Raw genomic sequence first — 18,996 nt, 5'->3', positions numbered from 1 at the left:
TAAGATTACCAGATAATACTGTAGTTAATAGCTTGCTTTCCTGTTGGAATTTTCACGATAAGCTCATCCATACCATTGATGTTTCTAATAATTGGTTTTAACTTACTGTTTCCAGATACTTCAACATAATAACTTTCATCATTTATTATATAGGTATTGTTTGGCAATGATTCAATATGTTCTCCTTCCGCTAGTTTATGCCAAATAGTTTTATCAGCATTTACAAGAATGTTCCTTTCTATTTTACGCTCACCAGACGGTTTAAATGTATTGGTAATATTTGTTCCATTAATTTGGCTTAAAAACATGGGGATGCCTTCTTGATTGAACTCATAACCCAATTGTTTAAAACCAATATCGTCGTCCATACTTGGCCAGTTGGAATCATCACTTTCAAGATAAGCGAATTCAAAACCTCCATGACTTGCCACATGAAATTCGTTTGGCTCTACCAATTGGCTTTCACCTCTAGAATCCCACATAGGTGTGGCATCTAAAAATTGACCATCCCAAGCCATTAATAATGATCCTCTAGATAAATCGAATGCATAATGAACACCTATTGGGCTGCCAACCGAAATGCTAAATACCTTTTTTATGTCTTTGTGCATGATAAAGGTTCGTTGCGCAATAATGCCTTCTTTAGGTTCGATGAGAATTCTTTCTGGTTGCGGTCTTCTCGGCCTTGTGTCGGTTATTGGTTCTAGAAGGGAATACTTTTGTATTCCTGGGCCTTCTACTTTTAAATCAAGTTCTCCTCTCCATGGGAATTTTTTATTGTAAACCAAAACAAATGGCACAGAGCCTTTTTGCAACGTTAACTCTGCAAATCTCTGTTGAAATTCATACCCATAATCTTCATTCAAATTAAAAATGGTATCGTTATCAATCAACAATAAACCACCTCCATTTAATCCCATTCCAAAAAGATAGTCTCCAGCAGATGGTATGTCCATAGTTCCTGAATAAGACACTATTTTTCTTGAATTGCTTAACGCAAGCTCTGATAAATCAATGTTTTTAACTTCTTTTTCACTTACCAGTTTAATGCTGTCCATATTTATAAGACTCTGGTAATTACCTTCAAATTCTTTGTTTACTATATTGGAAAATATAAATTTTTTGTCTTCATAGAGTTTATACTGAATATTTTTGATAGCAACAGGACCATGATCGCCTTGAATCATCAAAGCACCTTTAGGTTTTTCATTCTCAAAAGCTGCTGCTTGCGTGGGTCCAGAAACCTCAACATTAGATTGTATCAAAACACCATTCAGCCAAACTTCTTCAAACCAAGCATTTTTAATTTTATTTCCAGTGGCATCGAACTTTGGTGCATGAAAAATGATTTTAAAATGCTGCCATAAACCTGGTGCTTTCGCGGCATTGGTTTTTGGTGCTTGCCCCTCAAATCCTTCTTTTCCTTGGCCTCTTGTTCCATCCCATCGTTGGTAAATCCCTCCAATATCTGAATACTGTGGTTCTTTAATACCCCAACTATCAAATAGCTGCACTTCATATCTGCCTTGAAAGTATAAACCGGAATTTGATTTCACAGGCATCATAACATCTAACTCGATTTCGATATCGCCATGCTCAAAAGATGAAAAAATATGTCCATTAGTATCTTTATCTCCCGTATTGATTAAAACTCCAGTTCCCTCAGAAAAGGTCAAGGTTCTTTCTTTAAGTCTGTCGGCAACAGCATTACCAGCAATCTGCCAATTATTTGTTGTGGGCTTGAAAGAAGACAAATCGTTTAAATTAACCTCGGTAAAAGGTAAAAATTCTATTTGTTTAGGCTCTTCTTCTGGAATGACAACTGACTCACTTACTGCAACATCTTTCTTGCAGGAAGTAAAGCAGCAAATTACTAATGCCAAAAAATAGTTTAGCGTGGTGGTGTATTTCATATATATTTATTGTTGGTTAATGTTCTTTTGGTTTCGCCTTATTGTCTTTGGCATCATTTTTTAAAAAATTTATTGTTAGCAGCAATTACTTAAAATCATATTTAAATAACTTGTTTTTAGAATATAGGATAAATAAAAAACTATATATTTTAGAAGTTCAACAACATTATCCATTGAAAATGACCAAATATATTTTTTATATTTATAACCTACAATAATAAAAAAAATAACCATGACCACAGACCAAAACATAAACAAATCCAGAAAAATCATAAATATCATTCTATTCATTCTGTTTGTTTTATTTGCTTTAGCTCAATTAAATGACCCAGATCCTATGGTTTGGTTCACAATTTATGGCATTATAGCTAGTATCTGTTTGATTGCTAATTATAAAAAGATTTCCAAAATGTTGTTATGGGTACTAATTATAGCGTTGCTTGTTTATTCCTTAACTTACCTGACTTATTTTATTGATTGGTTCAAAATAGATAATAAAGAAGAACTCTTTGGTGAAATGGTTTATGAAAAACCTTATTTAGAGGGCACAAGAGAATTTCTTGGATTATTGATTGCCGCTGGAGCATTGATATATCAATTAAAAAGACCTGTTTTTAAGTAAGGAAATAAGGTTTTATAATTACCTTAATTTACAAATCCAATTTAGCGATAACAAGACCGTTTTGCGGTTCGGTGAGTTGTAAAACTTTAGTTTCTGTTGTTTCTGTTGATTTGCCATAATCCTTAAACATAGTCAACTTTATATAAGTTGGTTTGGTTGTTTCTTCTGAATCTTTTAGTGAATAATTAACCATTATAAAGTAACTACCTTTTTTGGCATTTTTAAGCGTGAATTCCTCTGGCCCATAACCTTGAGACATGTTCTGTGCCAATTGGCCCCCTTGCTTTGTTTTTGGGTTTTCATAATTGCATATTTCACGAGAGGGGTCAATAACCTGTAAATTGATATTAGCATCATATCTGTTCCAATCTGCTACAATCCTTAGATCGTAACTTATATTTACACCATCGTTCAACAGAATATCATCTATATCCGAAAACTCCAAAACACCTTCATTAACAGTGTTTTCATCTGATACCAAACTGTTCAAAATGGTAACAGACTCCTGCTCAAGACCAATATTTTTATATACCAATGCCAAATCCCTATAGGATTGAATATCATCTGGGAACAATCTTAAAACTTGGGCATATATATTTATTGCCAGCTTGTATTCTTTTGCCTCCTCCAATAGGTAGGCCAAGGCTTTTAATTGTTCTGGCTTATTAAGATCTGTTATTATATCATTGAACAGTATCCTTAGTTTATAATCTCTATTATTCCATTTTTTAAAATAATTATAAACATTTAAAAAATAAGCTGGCAAATGTGCGTAATCGTCTTTTTGTTTTATATAAAGGTTATATGCCTCTTCAACCGAATTGGCTTTGGAAAGCTCTTTAATGTATGGTTCATCCAATATACTTTCTTCAGCTTTTAAACCGTCAAGGAGCTTACTTACCTTTGGATTTGCCTTAAAAGGATTCTTTTTGCCTTCCTTAGAGTTGTCGTTGAGTTTAGAGGTTATCACAATGACTCCTCCTATGGCTCTTGGGCCATATCTTAAAGCAGCAGAAGCACTTTTAATGACTTCAATTTTTTCAATATCAAAAATATTAATATTCATTATATCGCTTCTTTCTGTTGGTACGCCATCATAAATAAATAAAGGTTCAACATGATTGAAAGATGACTGGCCCCTTATATAAAATTGGCCACTTTTATCATCAGGCCCTTGATAACTAAGCCCAGCCACAGTTCCTTGTAAAGCTTGAATGACATTAGTATATCCGCCTTTAAGCAATTTATCACTGGTAATTGTTGAAGAAGAATAACTTCTTGCTTTCTCATTTTTACTAATCTTTTCGGCATTTATAACTACTTCTTTCAATGCTTCGGTATTCTCATTTAAGATAACATCTATAACTGATGTATCATTCTCTACGGTTTTTTCTTGGGTATGCATCCCAATAAAACTGTATACCAATACATTGCCTTTTTTTGCTTTGATAGAATATTGCCCTTTACTATCGGTTTGTGTACCTGTTTTTGTTCCTTTAACAATGACATTGACCCCGAATAATGGTGTCCCCGAACCATCTGTAACATTTCCTGTAATTTTTTCGGCAGTAGAATTAGCTAATGTACCATCAACCGCATCTTTTGACGGTATTTCCTGAGAAAGGACGGTGATGGAAGAAAGTATAAAAACAATCTTAAATAAAGTTCTCATAGCTAGTTGGTTTTAGGCGATTTAAAATACAAAAAAAATGTGACTAAAAAAGTCGCATTTAAATAATTATAGATTTTCATTCTTAAATTTCCATCTTTGCTACAATTTCTTTATCATTGGGTTTTGCTAATCTTATAATCTTTATTTCTTTTGTTTCATTTGGCTTACCATAATATTTATACATGGTTAACTTTATATATGTTGGCATGGCTGTTATTTCTGAATCATCTTTTAGTGAATAATTAACCATCACAAAATAACTTCCTTTTTTAGCATTTTTAAGAGTGAATTCCTCAGGCCCACCTTGCGACATGTTTTGCGCCAATTGTCCGCCCTGTCTTGTAACTGGATTTTCGTAATAACATATCTCCCTAGTTGGGTCAATAACATGTAGATTAATATTAGTGTCATATCGGTTCCAATCTGCCACGATTCTCACATCATAAGTTGCTTCAACTTTTTCGTTGCTCAAATGTCCCATGTCATTCTTTAAAATATCATTAATATTCTGAAATTGTAAAATGCTTTTATTGGAATTACTTCCATCTACTGTGAGACTTTTTAGTATGGCGCTAGATTCGTTAACAAGACCAATATTTTTATAAACCAATGCTAAATCCCTATAGGATTGCAAATCATCTGGAAGCAATTTTAAAACTTGTGTGTATATATTTATTGCCAGCTTATATTCTTTGGCCGATTCCAGTAAGTAGGCTAAAGCTTTAAGCTGCTCGGGATTATGAAGATCTGTTATGACATCATTGAACAGTATTTTTAATTCATATTCCTTATTGTTCCATTTTTTGAAATAATTATAAACATTTAAATAATAAGTTGGCAAGTGGCCATACTGGTTTTTTTGTTTGAGATATAGGTTATACGCCTCCTCGGCTGAATTGGCTATGGAAAGTTCTTCTATGTACGGTTCCTCCAAGAAACTTTCCTTAACTTTTATAATCCCTTGGTACTTACTGGCCTTTAAACGTGCTTTATAATTGTTGTTGGCTTCTATAAAGTTATTGTTGGCTTTAGAAGTTATTATAATAACGCCTTCAGTAGCTCTTGGCCCATATCTTAAAGTAGCAGAAGCGCTTCTAATGACTTCTATGGTGCTGATTTCATAAAAATTTATAATATTACGATCTTGAAAATCCAATGGCATGCCGTCATAAATTAATAATGGTGCACCACCTCTCCAATTACGACCATGGACTTGTAGAGCCTGGTCTATATCTGTAAATCCTCCCTTAATCAATTTGTCACTGGTAATTAAAGATGATGAATAGCTTTTAGCTTTTTCTTTTATGCTAATTTTTTCAGCATTCACAACTACTTCTTTTAATGTCTCGGTATTCTGCCTTAAGACAATATCTACAACTGCGATGTCTTCTAAAGTCAATTCTTGGGTGTGCATACCTACAAAACTAAACACCAACACATCTCCTTTTTTTGCTTTGATAGAATATTGCCCTTTACTATCGGTTTGTGTACCTGTTTTTGTTCCTTTAATAATGACATTGACCCCGAATAATGGCATACCCAAACTGTCTGTGATGGTTCCTGTAATGTTAACAAGTCTATAAGTTGGTTCAATGACATTATTTCCAATAGTATTACTGGGGCTTTGCTGTGAAAAAGCAATAATTGAAAAACCAATTAAAATAAATGGTAGTAATACTTTTTTCATATCATAAATTGATTTAAACTTTCACCTCTGTTGTTAAATTATTTTCTTTTGGGTCTATTGGATTTCATCCAGATAAATATTTTTTAACTAGTTTTTGGATTTAGATGTTATCACGATTACACCTCCTATAGCTCGTGGTCCATATCTTAAAGATTGAGAAGCGCTTTTAATGACTTCTATTTCTTCAATATCATAAAAATTTATGTTTTTAATATCTTCAAATTCCAATGGCATACCATCATATATAAATAAAGGAGGTACATTTTTAGGAATACCGGTAATAGGATCTATAATTTGTATTCCTCCTCTCAAAAAAATATCATCCTCACGGATGACAAGACCAGCAACAGTTCCTTGTAAAGCTTGAATAATATCGGTATATCCTCCCTTAATCAATTTATCACTAGTAATTGTTGTTGACGAATAAGTTCGAGACTTTTGTTCCCTACTTATTTTATCTGCATTTACAACAACTTCTTCCAGTTTTTCAGGATCTTCATTTAAAACAACATCAATTATTGTCGTGTTTTCAAGTGTATTTTCTAAAGTAAGCATACCAATATAGCTATATACTAATATGTCGCCCTTTTTGGCGTTTATGGTATAATACCCGTCCGTATTTGTTTGTATTCCCGTTGTTGTACCTTTTACCATTATATTTACACCCAACAAAGGCAAACCCGAACTATCTGTAATGGTTCCTGATATATTTCCTGAATTTGTTTTTGTTAAACCATTCCCATTTTCAAGTATATGGTCTTCCCTAAATGCTCCATTTGGGCTATTCTTATATGTTACATAATCCATAACCGTTTCAAATATTGCTAATGACGTATAATTGCTAGCCAAATTATACAACTTACAGTGCGCTATAATATCCTTTTTATTTTGATTACTGTCTCTCTCTAAATATCGCAGCTTTTTTTTTGCCCAGATTTTTTTGACAATTGGATTGTTGAAACCTTCACTTGGAATAACAAATTCACGGTTAAGGGTTTGATTTCCATGACCAAACTTAAGAACCAGGGTATCATTAGGCTTAGCCCCCTTGCCGGATATTGAAAAATCATTTGAAACCTCCATTGAAATATTTGGGAATAACTCGATATTTTTGTTTGATGATTCAACACCTATAAACATTAGTGTTACTTCTGATGTTTTAACAATATCCGTGTGTTGATAGATATAAAAATAATCTTCAAATGTTGATATTTTATTAAAGGTATGTTCTAGCGGAATTTTAACGATTAAAGATTCGTTTGGTGCATAATTCTCCTTTTCTGTTTCTACATAATAATCGTTTCCTGATAGTTTAAATTCAAAATCATCTGCAAAGCCTTTAATCAATTCAGGCTTCAACTTTTGGTCAAAAACATCCATTTCGAAAACAAATTGATCAAGGGTTGTATTAAAATTCAATGGTAAATGATAATCTATTGAACCTTCATTAAATAGTATTTCTTCATCATATGTCAAAACCACACGTTTGTGTTCTTTTGATGGTAAAGGATAGATTAAAGCTTTATAAGTGTTATCTCTAATTCTCTTTAACACAATAGGGTTTACCCCTTGATTATTAATTGAAGCTTGCTCGTTTTCAACCACTAGAGCTTCACGGAACTCTCCATTAAATTCTATTGCAAACTTGGATACTTCCTGCCTTTCTTCCAATGGAAAAGTTAATTCACCTTCTAAATCAAAATCCGTTGGATTATAAAACAACATGTCATAGCTTGTAGTTGCTATGTTACCAACCACTTCAACTTTAACGTTGAATGAAGTGATATGAATTCGATGACTACCCACTTTAATAACTGGCATCTCCTGAGAAAACAAGGAAATGGAAAGAAAGGCAAAAACGACTGTAAACAGTGTTCTCATATTTAGTTGGTTTTAAGCGATTTAAAGTACAAAAAAAAATGCGACTAAAAAAGTCGCATTTAATAGTTATAGGTTTTTGTATGAGGATATGAGCCTTATAAATTCTGCTCGATACCCATCCTTGTCTTCTCCTCTGCCCTTTTTGGCCAAACTAATGGCATCTTCAATTTTTGAATTATTATGATATTTTGATTGCCTTAATTGCATGCCAAACATGGCAATAGCAGCTACAAATTCCAAATCCTCTGACGGCATTTGGAGGTCGTCTTTTTGAATATGTACCATTTCTATGCTTTTATCGCCATCTGGTTTTTTATACCTGAATTTTACCGTAAACAATTCATCTGAATGATTTTGTGAAACTTCCGGTTGGGTATATTTTAAATCTGCAACTTCTTTTAAATAGTTACTTTCTACCCCTACTGGAATAACTTCGTAAAGTGCCGTTACTGTGTGACCGCTTCCCAATTCGCCTGCATCTTTGGTGTCATCAATAAAATCTTCATCATTCAGCAGTCTGTTTTCATAACCAATAAGTCTATATGCCTGAACTTTGTTTGGATTAAATTCAATTTGAATTTTCACGTCTTTAGCTATGGTGAATAAAGTACCTCCAAACTCTTTCCCAAACACTTTTTGGGCTTCTTGCATGGTATCAATATAGGCATGGTTACCATTGCCTTTATCTGCTAGAATTTCTAGCTTGGAGTCTTTATAATTTCCGTAGCCGAAACCCAACACGGATAAAAACACGCCGGATTTACGTTTTTCTTCAATTAGTTTTTCCATGTCCTTATCACTGGATGCACCCACATTAAAATCGCCATCTGTAGCAAGAATAACCCTATTGTTTCCACTTTTTTTGAAATTTTCCTCAGCAAGCTTGTAAGCTAATATAATACCTTGCCCTCCAGCTGTAGAACCTCCAGCATTTAAATTATCGAGTGCTGATATTATTTTCTCTTTATGCTTACCAGAAGTGGGTTCTAAAACAACACCAGCTGCCCCAGCATATACCACGATGGATACTTTATCTTCTTCCCTGAGTTGATTGACCAATAACTTAAAAGCCGATTTTAATAATGGTAATTTATTATCTGAAGCCATAGATCCAGAAACATCAATCAAAAATGTGAGGTTTGAAGCTGGCAATTCATCATTTAAAAATGTTTTTCCCTGCAAACCAATTTTAACAATTTTAGTTTCTTGATTCCATGGTGTCTTCGCTACTTCGGTATGGATTGAAAATGGATGTTCGCCAGTTGGTTGTGGATAATTATATTCAAAATAATTAATCATTTCCTCAATTTTAACGGCATCTGGATCGATGGATTCACCATTATTAATCATGCGTCTTATGTTGCTATATGCTGCTTTATCGACATCGATTGAAAAGGTTGATAATGGTGACAATGATGTCCTTTCAAAATTATTTTCTTCTATAACTGCATAACTTTCTTCATTATTCAATCTAAAATTCCCGTTGTGGGTTGTAATTACGACACATCCATTTTTAGCTACTTGGCCGAATTTTTTCTTGGCTTCTGATTTATCATAAAAAACCTTGTTATCTATATCTGTTTCAGATAAATTTTCAATTAAATAATTGTTCTCTTTTTTTATGGGCAAACCATCAACAATATATAAGGGTTCTTCTTTTATCTCGGTTGAATTATTTTTAGTTGAAATAATAATAACGCCATTTGAACCTCTACTTCCATATATAGAAGTTGCTGACGCATCTTTTAGAACGGTTATATTTTGAATATTATTTGGATTAACCCCAGACAAATCATCATTAGGCCTCACAATGCCATCAACCACTATCAAAGGTTCATTATTAGAAAATGTAGATATTCCCCTAAGTAAAACCCTAGCATTATTACTATCATTTTGGTTTGTGATTTGTACACCTGCCACTTTTCCTGCCAATGTTTGGGTAATAGGTGTTTTTTGTATTTGTCCTGCTAATTGATTATGATAGGCTTTTTGTTTTTGCCGTTTTATTTGGGAAGCTGACGGGGTATAAGATCTACTATTTGAAATCCCATAACCAACAACAATTACTTCATTTAGGGCTTGGGCTGAAGCTTTTAAAGCTACATTGATTGTCGTTAAAGTACCAACCTTCATTTCTTTAGTGTCATAACCAACATAGCTAAAGACCAAGACATCTGAGTCTTTTGCTTTAATCTGGTAGAGTCCATCAAAATTTGTTGCCGTACCGTTTGTAGTGCCTTTTACCAAAATGGTGACACCTGGTAAAGGTGAAGCGTCGCTAGAATCAGTAACCTTGCCAATAATCAATCGGTCTTGGGCGTTTAATTGTATGATTGAAATCATAACAAATAAGCAAGTAAATAGTGTTTTCATAATAGTCGATTTTAAAAGTTTAGCTTAAAACTAAACCCAACAACGGTATTATAAAACCAATAATGAGTGAAGTCGTCTTTTGAATGAGTAAAACATAAAAAAAGGCAAAACTTACGTTTAGCCTCCATAATATAATTCAATAATTAAAATATTTTAACTTCCCTTTTGTCCCACAAACTGATGATTTTTAGATTTGAAGAGAATATTAAAACTGGTTAAACTACCATAAATTCTGGTAATATATTGCTGTAAATCTATTTTACTTTGTTCATCTAAGTCACTGGCATTGATGCGCTGTTCCATAACGCGCAATCTATCGCGTACCATAGTGATTTTATGGAAAAAGGTGTCGATAGGTAACTCATAGGGCTTTAAACTAGTATCAGCAGGTTCTAAAATAAGTCTTCCGCCTTTATATTTATCCGCAATGGGCACAACTTCGCTAACATCGCTCCACTTTTTAAGGATATCTACCAAACTGCTTTCTATATCAAAAAAGCTAACGGTGTCAACATCGCCATCAGCTGCTTCAATAACTTCTAATTCACTATCCAAATCAATGGTTTCCAATCCGTTTTCAATAAATGTTACCCAATAATGCTGGGATGTTACATTAGTAACAACACCTTTTCCGTATTCCGAATGGCTGACCCGAGAGCCAATTCCTAATAATTTCATATTTGCTGAATTAAATTAATATCATTTTACTGCAATTATAGAAAAAGTTCATGAAACAAGACATTTAAAACTCCAAAATGGAACAATAATATTTAACTGATTATTTTGAAAGAAAAATCATAAATTAATTATTAACAATATGTTAAAGTCTATATTTTTTTATAAAGTATTAACCCTGCTTTTTTAAGGGGTTACTATACTTTAATTAACCAAAAAAACCAAATGACTATTTGCTACAAAGTACATGCGATTAAAACTTTAATTAAAGGTGGAAATATACCCCTAAAGCTATGGGGTATTGTATAAAAAATACTTAAAAAACACAAAAGTTAATTAATCTTAACAGATTTTAAAATACGCAATCTAAGAGCTAATTTAGTATCAAATAAATAAAATAACCCTTTAAAATTTAGAAATTATGAGAAAAATATGCTTTTTATTGTTTTTTGCTTTTGGAATTACATTTGCCAACAACAACCCTTTAACCAACCAAAATGAACCACAAGTGGGGGATGTTTTGATAATTAACACACCATCTGGAAGTGAATACAATCATGTCTTCTTTCCAAAGTTAAATATCATTGCCAAAAAAGGAAAAGTGGCTAATTACAAAAGCGTTCATGGAAATCATGTTGTGGTAAAAGAAGTGATAACAAAATCTAACGGAAACACTTACGTTATTTTAGAGAAAAAAGATGATACACAATTCTTTGGATTCGTAAAAAAAGTAAGGGCAAACTATGAAAAATCATTAAATTCTGGTGAAATTTCGATAGCAAACAGATAATATTTTTTAATCAAACATTTATTGAAGCTACATATTTTATGTAGCTTCTTTTTTTTTAAAAAAATAATCAAAAAAATATCAACCCATTACAACAAAAACTAAACGGTTACGTTCTTAAACTTACTTTTTACTATTTAAAACTATATTAGCTCATTTAATTGATAAGTAAATAAAAACATGAAGCTTACTGTATTATTTATTAAACCCCTAAGTTTTTTGTGCTTACTTGTTTTCATAAGCAGTTTTTCTAATACAGCTGCTAAAGTAGGCACCAACAAAACATCGCATTTTAATAACATACATGTAGATAGTGTTTTAACTGACACTATTGCTATAGATTCCTCACTTACAACATACATACCTTATAAAGAGAATGTACATGCCTCTTACTACCACGATAAATTTAATGGTAGAAAAACTGCTAGTGGTGAAAAATTTGATAACAATTTATACACCGCTGCCCATAGAACACTAAAATTTGGAACTAAAATCAAGGTAACAAATACGGTTAATAACGAATTTGTAATTGTAACCGTAAACGATAGAGGCCCTTTTGTTAAAGACAGGGAAATTGATTTATCGAAAAAAGCCTTTATGGAAATTACAAAGCACAAGCTAACCGGCTTTTTAATTGTACATCTTGAAGTTTTAGAAGAGTGACTGGTTTTCTTATTAGAATTAAATCTTCACATAAATTTAATAACTAAAATTGTACCTTTGCACTCCTGTCTGCCGAACAGGCAGGTTTGCCTATAATTTATGAGCCAATTTGAGGATTTTATTGAAGTAAAAGGTGCCAGAGTGCACAATCTTAAAAATATTGATGTTTCGATTCCTCGTGAAAAATTAGTGGTTATTACCGGTTTATCAGGAAGCGGAAAATCGTCTTTAGCTTTTGATACTATTTATGCTGAAGGACAGCGTCGTTATATTGAGACTTTTTCGGCTTATGCCCGACAATTTTTAGGTGGATTGGAGCGTCCTGATGTAGATAAAATTGATGGCTTATCACCTGTTATTGCCATTGAGCAAAAAACAACCAGTAAATCACCGCGCTCTACCGTTGGTACCATTACTGAGATTTACGATTTTCTTCGCTTATTATTTGCACGAGCCAGTGATGCGTATAGCTATAACACGGGCGATAAAATGATAAGTTATAACGATGAGCAAATTAAAGAGCTTATTATTACTGATTTTAAAGACAAGCGCATCAATATTCTAGCCCCTGTTGTTCGTTCTCGAAAAGGACATTACCGCGAATTGTTTGAACAAATTGCCAAACAAGGCTTTGTGAAAGTAAGAACCGATGGGGATATAAAAGACATCACCAAAGGCATGATGCTAGATCGTTACAAAACACATGATGTCGAAATCGTTATTGATAGGCTAAAAATTGATGATACCATCGATAATGATAAACGCTTGACGGAAAGTATCAACACAGCGATGTACCATGGCGAAGATGTTTTAATGGTGATTGATCAAGACACAAACGAAGTGCGTTATTTCAGTAGAAATTTAATGTGTCCAACTTCTGGGATTTCATATCCAAATCCTGAACCTAACAATTTTTCATTCAATTCCCCTAAAGGTGCGTGCGACCATTGTAACGGAATCGGTGAATTATATGAAGTAAATACAAAAAAAATTGTTCCAGACGAAACTTTATCCATTAAGAATGGTGCATTACTTCCTCACGGACCCGAAAAAAACAGTTGGATATTTAAACAGTTTGAAGCCATTGCGCAACGTTTCAATTTTAAATTAACCGATGCCTACAAAGATATTCCTGAAGTCGCCAAACAAATGATTTTGTATGGTGGCAATGAAAAATTTTCGGTGGAAAGTAAAACGTTGGGTGTTACACGAGATTATAAAATTGATTTTGAAGGCGTTGCCAACTTTATTGAAAATCAATATAAAACAGCAGAATCCACTTCTTTAAAACGTTGGGCAAAAGACTACATGGATAAAATTGTTTGTCCAGAATGTCATGGCTCCAGGCTGAAAAAAGAATCATTGTATTTCAAAATAAACAACAAGAATATTGCAGAATTAGCGAATGCTGATATTGTTGAACTAACCAATTGGTTTAACGATTTACATAATCATCTGTCTGAAAAGCAACTAAAAATTTCTGAAGAAATTATTAAAGAAATCAAAGCTAGATTACAATTTTTATTGGATGTTGGTTTAGATTATTTATCCTTAAATCGAAGCTCAAAATCACTATCTGGTGGTGAAGCACAACGTATCCGTCTCGCAACACAAATTGGTTCGCAACTGGTTGGTGTGCTTTATATTTTGGACGAACCTAGTATTGGGTTACACCAACGAGATAACGAAAAACTGATTAACTCTTTGATTTCATTAAGGGATTTAGGTAATTCGGTAATTGTCGTTGAACACGATAAAGACATGATAGAGCGTGCCGATTATGTGATTGATATTGGTCCGAAAGCAGGTAAATATGGTGGAGAAATAATCAGTATTGGAACACCAAAAGAACTTTTAACGCATCACACACTTACTGCCGATTATTTAAACGGTACCAAACAAATAGAAATTCCGAAAAAACGCAGGGAAGGCAACGGGAAATTTTTAGAATTAAAAGGCTGCACCGGAAATAATTTAAAAAATGTGTCCGTAAAACTTCCTTTAGGAAAAATGATTGGCGTAACTGGTGTTTCTGGTAGTGGAAAATCCACATTAATAAATGAAACCCTATACCCTATTTTAAACGCGCATTATTTTAATGGTGTGAAAAAACCCATGTCCTATAAAAGCATCAGTGGTTTGGAGCACATTGATAAAGTGATCGATATCAATCAATCTCCCATTGGGCGAACGCCTCGTAGCAACCCTGTAACTTATACAGGAACCTTTAGTGAAATTAGAACCTTATTTGCAAAAATTCCCGAAGCGATGATTCGCGGTTATAAAGCTGGGCGTTTTAGTTTTAATGTAGCTGGCGGACGTTGTGAAACGTGCCAAGGTGGCGGTTTACGTGTTATAGAAATGAATTTTCTACCAGATGTTTATGTAGAATGCGAAACCTGTCAGGGGAAACGTTTTAACCGGGAAACATTAGAGATTCGGTATAAAGGTAAATCCATTAGTGATGTGCTTAATATGACCATTAATGAAGCTGTCGATTTTTTTGAACACATTCCAAAAATCCATAACAAACTTAAAACCATTAATGATGTGGGTCTGGGCTATATTACTTTAGGACAACAAAGCACAACACTTTCGGGGGGTGAAGCCCAGCGTATAAAATTGGCAACTGAGCTAAGTAAACGGGATACGGGAAACACCTTTTACATATTAGACGAACCAACAACCGGACTTCATTTTGAAGACATTAGGGTGTTAATGGTTGTTCTTAATAAATTAGCAAACAAAGGTAATACCGTTTTAATTATAGAACATAATTTGGATGTTATTAAAACCGTTGACCATATTATAGACATTGGGTATGAAGGCGGAAAAGGTGGCGGGCAAATCATTGTAGAAGGCACACCTGAAGAAGTCGCAAAACACAAAAAAAGTTACACAGCGAAATTTCTCAAAAAAGAATTAAATTGATATGTTCTAATTTTATAGGAATACTAGTCTAAAAATAAAATATTTAAAAATCTATGACACAAGATAAACACCACAAAAGATGGAATGAAATAAAAACCAATGACTCTTGGGCGATTTTCAAAATCATGGGAGAGTTTGTTTATGGGTTTGAAAAGATGGGCTTAATAGGTCCTTGTGTTTCTATTTTTGGTTCAGCAAGAACCAAGTCGGAAGACCCAAACTATATCCTTGCAGAGAAAATAGCTAAACGCATTGTTGAAGCGGGCTACGGTGTTATTACAGGTGGCGGCCCGGGTATTATGGAAGCAGGCAATAAAGGAGCAAATTTAGCAGGTGGTACTTCTGTAGGCTTAAACATCGATTTGCCTTTTGAACAACACGACAACCCATATATAGACTCTGATAAGAACATGGATTTCGACTACTTTTTTGTGCGGAAAGTTATGTTTGTAAAATATTCACAAGGCTTTGTGGTCATGCCTGGAGGATTTGGAACTTTAGATGAATTGTTTGAGGCCATCACATTAATACAAACCCATAAGATTGAAAAATTCCCAATTATTCTAGTGGGAACAACATTTTGGAAAGGATTGTTAGATTGGATAAAAGCAACTCTTTTAGAAAGTAATGGTAACATAAGTGCTAAGGATATGGATTTAATACATCTAGTAGATACTGAAGATGAAGTAGTCAGCATCCTCAATTCTTTCTATAATGGATCGGCGTTAAGTCCTAATTTCTAAATACTTTAATAGTGATTTTATGTTTGTGAATAACTTAAAGAAAAGAATCAACTAAATTACTATATTGTCATGCCTTATAAAATATAATCTATTTAATGTTATTGCTATAAATTGAAATTGCGTTTTCTATATTTCCTTATTCTTATTTCTTCTATAACAGTTTTTGGTCAAAATAACATTGATCTTAAAGCTGATTTTGACATGCAAAGCGGACAAATAACTATATCCCAAATCATAACATACCAAAACACCTCTCAAGACACATTACAAAGCATTTATTTGAACAATTGGAACCAAAGTTATTCAAATAAAAAAACAGCTTTGGCCGAACGATTGGCAGATGAATATATTAATGATTTTCATTTGGCCAAGGATAAAGACCGAGGCTACTCCATCATATCGTCTATCAAACAAAACGATCGAGATTTGGTTTTTAACGAACTTAAAAACCAAATAGATGTCATAAAAGTTGATTTGATGTCGCCTTTAGAACCAAACCAAGCCTATACAATAAGCCTGCAATATGTTGTAAAAATTCCAAGTGACGCTTTCACAGACTATGGTATGACACCTACCGGTGATGCAAACCTAAGATATTGGTATATTACCCCTGCCGTTTATGATGGCGAATGGCATTATTATAGCAATAAAAATTTAGACGATTTATTTATTCCCAAAGCAGATATCAGGATAGAAATAGAGTACCCAAAAGGATATTATCTAACTTCAGAATTAAACACAGAAGAGTCATCCCAAACATCTAACAAACAAAAGGTTATATTAAAAGGAAATAACAGGGTTAACAACAAATTATTTATAAATAAAATTAAGACTTTTGAAACCTTTGAAAACGAAAATTTAGCATTCGTTACCAATATTAATGATGAAGGTTTAAGTCTTATAGATAAAGTTTTAACGATAGAGAGAGTTTCTAAATTTATGTTGGATAATCTCGGAGAATATCCCCACAAAAAACTTCTATTATCTCAAATAGATATAGAAAAAGAGCCTGTTTATGGACTTAATTTTTTACCAAAATTTATTCGCACCTACCCTGATAGTTTTAATTATGAATTAAAACTCTTAAAAATAGGATTGCAAAATTATTTGGAAAACACATTGCTAATCAATCCAAGAAAAGACCAATGGCTTATAGATGGCATCCAAATGTATTACATGATTAATTATGTTGAAGAAAACTACCCAGATATGAAATTTCTGGGATCCATTGCCAACATTTGGGGCATAAGATCTTTTCATGCAGCCGATTTAAAATACAATGACAAATACGATTTAGCCTATATGCTTATGGCTAGAACCAATAGAGACCAACCTTTGTCAATGGCCAAAGATTCTTTATTAAAGTTCAACAAAAATATTGCCAACAAATACAAAGCTGGGATTGGCTTTGAATACCTTGATGATTTTGTAAATCATGATATTGTAAAAAATGCTTTAAAATATTATTTAGCGACTACAAGACTAGAACCTACATCTCCCAAAGAGTTTGAAACTTTTATAAAATCTAAAACATCAAAGAATATTGACTGGTTTTTTGAAGATTATATAAAAACACGCGAAAAGATAGATTTCAAAATAAAAAAAGTAAAAAAGACCGAAGATTCTATCTGGTTGACCATAAAAAATAAAAGGAAAAATAATGCGCCTATATCATTATACGCTTTGAATAATGATAGTATTGTATCTAAAACCTGGATAGAGAATATTAAAGAAGAAAAATCGATTACAATACCCAGAAACGATGCCAACAAATTGGTTTTGAATTACAACCAAGTTATTCCTGAGTATAATTTAAGAGATAACTGGAAATCTTTAAAAGGATTCTTTTTTAATAACAAACCACTCCAATTTAGGCTCTTCAAAGACGTAGAAGACCCCAATTACAATCAAGTTTTTTTTATGCCCCTATTGGAATTTAATAATATTTATGATGGTATAACATTAGGTACGAGAATATATAATGCCACATTGTTAAGAAGACCTTTTAACTATAAAATACAACCTAAATATTCACTTAATTCTAAATCCTTTACCGGCTCTGGGTCTGTTTTTTATATTCACAACATTGAAAACAGCAACTTATATTACATGAGTTTTGGTTTAAGTGGCGCATACAACTCGTATGCTAAAGATTTATTTGTTAGACAATTAATGCCCTCCGTCTCCCTTCTTTTCAGGGAAGATGATGACTTTAGGTCTAACAAGATAAAAGCCCTGAAATTCAGATATATTGATATCCAAAGAGATGAAGACACGTCTAATTTACTGAATATATCAAAACCTAATTATAGTGTATTTAATATTAATTTTATTAGTTCAAATGACAATTTAATTAATTTCAATAAGTGGGTAGCCGATTTTCAAATAGCAGAAACCTTCAGCAAGGTGTCTTTTAATTATGAATACAGAAAACTCTTTGAAAGCAATCGGCAATTCAATTTACGCTTTTTCACAGGAGCATTTTTAATGAATAAAAATGATGCCAACTCAAACTATTTTAGTTTCGCATTAGATAGACCTACAGATTATTTGTTTGATTATAATTATCTAGGGCGATCTGAATCTACTGGAATTTTTAGCCAACAATACATAGATGCCGAAGGAGGATTTAAATCGAAGTTAGATCCATCTTTTGCAAACCAATGGATTTCAACAATAAACACAAGTACCACACTTTGGAAATATATTTTAGCTTATGGCGACTTGGGTATTGTTAAAAACAAATTCAGCAGCCCTAAATTTGTTTATGACTCGGGCATTAGAATCAATTTAGTAACCGATTATTTTGAAATTTATTTCCCTGTTTATTCCAATTTAGGCTGGGAATTAGCACAGCCTCATTATTCTCAAAAAATCAGGTTTAAGTTTACTGTAGATCCCCAATCTTTATTAGGATTATTTAGAAGGCGCTGGTATTAAAACTGTTAAATTTTTAATGTTTTTTAACTAAAACAATCTTTTTTATAAATTATTTCATGTAACTCATGTATTTCAATACTTTTTTTAAAGAATATATAATGAGCTTGGT

At 32.9% G+C, this 18,996-nt stretch carries 12 protein-coding genes; 6 read left to right on the top strand and 6 right to left on the bottom strand.

What is annotated here, in order from left to right; genetic code table 11:
* Nucleotides 1–5: 5 nt before the first annotated feature.
* Nucleotides 6–1,913 (bottom strand): 3-keto-disaccharide hydrolase, encoded by a 1,908-nt coding sequence (locus tag CDH49_RS09665; RefSeq protein ID WP_100615314.1) that lies wholly within the window; start codon nucleotides 1,911–1,913, stop codon nucleotides 6–8.
* Nucleotides 1,914–2,145: 232 nt separating this feature from the next.
* Between CDH49_RS09665 and CDH49_RS09660 the strand changes: the two genes are divergently transcribed.
* Nucleotides 2,146–2,535, top strand: a complete 390-nt coding sequence (locus tag CDH49_RS09660) for a transmembrane 220 family protein (RefSeq protein WP_100615313.1) — start codon at nucleotides 2,146–2,148, stop codon at nucleotides 2,533–2,535.
* 28 nt (nucleotides 2,536–2,563) lie between these two features.
* Here CDH49_RS09660 and CDH49_RS09655 read toward each other — a convergent pair whose 3' ends face one another.
* The 5 genes from CDH49_RS09655 to CDH49_RS09635 form a co-directional block, all read right to left on the bottom strand.
* On the bottom strand, nucleotides 2,564–4,207 hold the full coding sequence (locus tag CDH49_RS09655; RefSeq protein WP_100615312.1) for a TonB-dependent receptor plug domain-containing protein: 1,644 nt from the start codon (nucleotides 4,205–4,207) through the stop codon (nucleotides 2,564–2,566).
* 82 nt (nucleotides 4,208–4,289) lie between these two features.
* Nucleotides 4,290–5,894, bottom strand: coding sequence for a carboxypeptidase-like regulatory domain-containing protein (locus tag CDH49_RS09650; protein WP_100615311.1), 1,605 nt, complete (start codon nucleotides 5,892–5,894; stop codon nucleotides 4,290–4,292).
* 87 nt (nucleotides 5,895–5,981) lie between these two features.
* Nucleotides 5,982–7,775 (bottom strand): carboxypeptidase-like regulatory domain-containing protein, encoded by a 1,794-nt coding sequence (locus CDH49_RS09645; RefSeq protein WP_100615310.1) that lies wholly within the window; start codon nucleotides 7,773–7,775, stop codon nucleotides 5,982–5,984.
* A 66-nt stretch (nucleotides 7,776–7,841) separates the two neighbouring features.
* Nucleotides 7,842–10,148, bottom strand: a complete 2,307-nt coding sequence (locus CDH49_RS09640) for a vWA domain-containing protein (RefSeq protein WP_100615309.1) — start codon at nucleotides 10,146–10,148, stop codon at nucleotides 7,842–7,844.
* Between the two features lie 153 nt (nucleotides 10,149–10,301).
* The gene (locus CDH49_RS09635; protein ID WP_100615308.1) at nucleotides 10,302–10,826 is read right to left on the bottom strand and encodes a hypothetical protein; all 525 of its coding nucleotides are present in this window, start codon (nucleotides 10,824–10,826) and stop codon (nucleotides 10,302–10,304) included.
* Between the two features lie 418 nt (nucleotides 10,827–11,244).
* On the opposite strand from CDH49_RS09635, the gene CDH49_RS09630 reads away from it, so the two are divergent.
* The 5 genes from CDH49_RS09630 to CDH49_RS09610 all read left to right on the top strand — a co-directional run bounded on the left by CDH49_RS09630 (nucleotide 11,245) and on the right by CDH49_RS09610 (nucleotide 18,887).
* Nucleotides 11,245–11,613: a hypothetical protein gene (locus tag CDH49_RS09630; protein ID WP_100615307.1), complete on the top strand. Its 369-nt coding sequence runs from the start codon at nucleotides 11,245–11,247 to the stop codon at nucleotides 11,611–11,613.
* A gap of 177 nt (nucleotides 11,614–11,790) precedes the next feature.
* Nucleotides 11,791–12,273 carry a septal ring lytic transglycosylase RlpA family protein gene (locus CDH49_RS09625; protein WP_100615306.1) on the top strand — a complete coding sequence of 161 codons (483 nt, stop codon included), beginning with the start codon at nucleotides 11,791–11,793 and terminating at the stop codon, nucleotides 12,271–12,273.
* 99 nt (nucleotides 12,274–12,372) lie between these two features.
* A complete protein-coding gene (gene uvrA / locus CDH49_RS09620) occupies nucleotides 12,373–15,204 on the top strand; it encodes an excinuclease ABC subunit UvrA (protein WP_100615305.1) in 2,832 nt (943 codons plus the stop codon).
* A gap of 53 nt (nucleotides 15,205–15,257) precedes the next feature.
* Entirely contained in the window at nucleotides 15,258–15,947 is a 690-nt protein-coding gene (locus CDH49_RS09615; protein ID WP_100615304.1) for an LOG family protein, read from the top strand.
* 201 nt (nucleotides 15,948–16,148) lie between these two features.
* Nucleotides 16,149–18,887, top strand: coding sequence for a gluzincin family metallopeptidase (locus CDH49_RS09610; RefSeq protein ID WP_239970634.1), 2,739 nt, complete (start codon nucleotides 16,149–16,151; stop codon nucleotides 18,885–18,887).
* Nucleotides 18,888–18,996: the final 109 nt, after the last annotated feature.

The organism is Confluentibacter citreus (genome assembly GCF_002807055.1).
Classification (GTDB): Bacteria; Bacteroidota; Bacteroidia; order Flavobacteriales; family Flavobacteriaceae; genus Confluentibacter; species Confluentibacter citreus.
The sequence above is the reverse complement of the archived record's forward strand: the minus strand, read 5'-3'. Positions and strand labels throughout refer to the sequence as shown.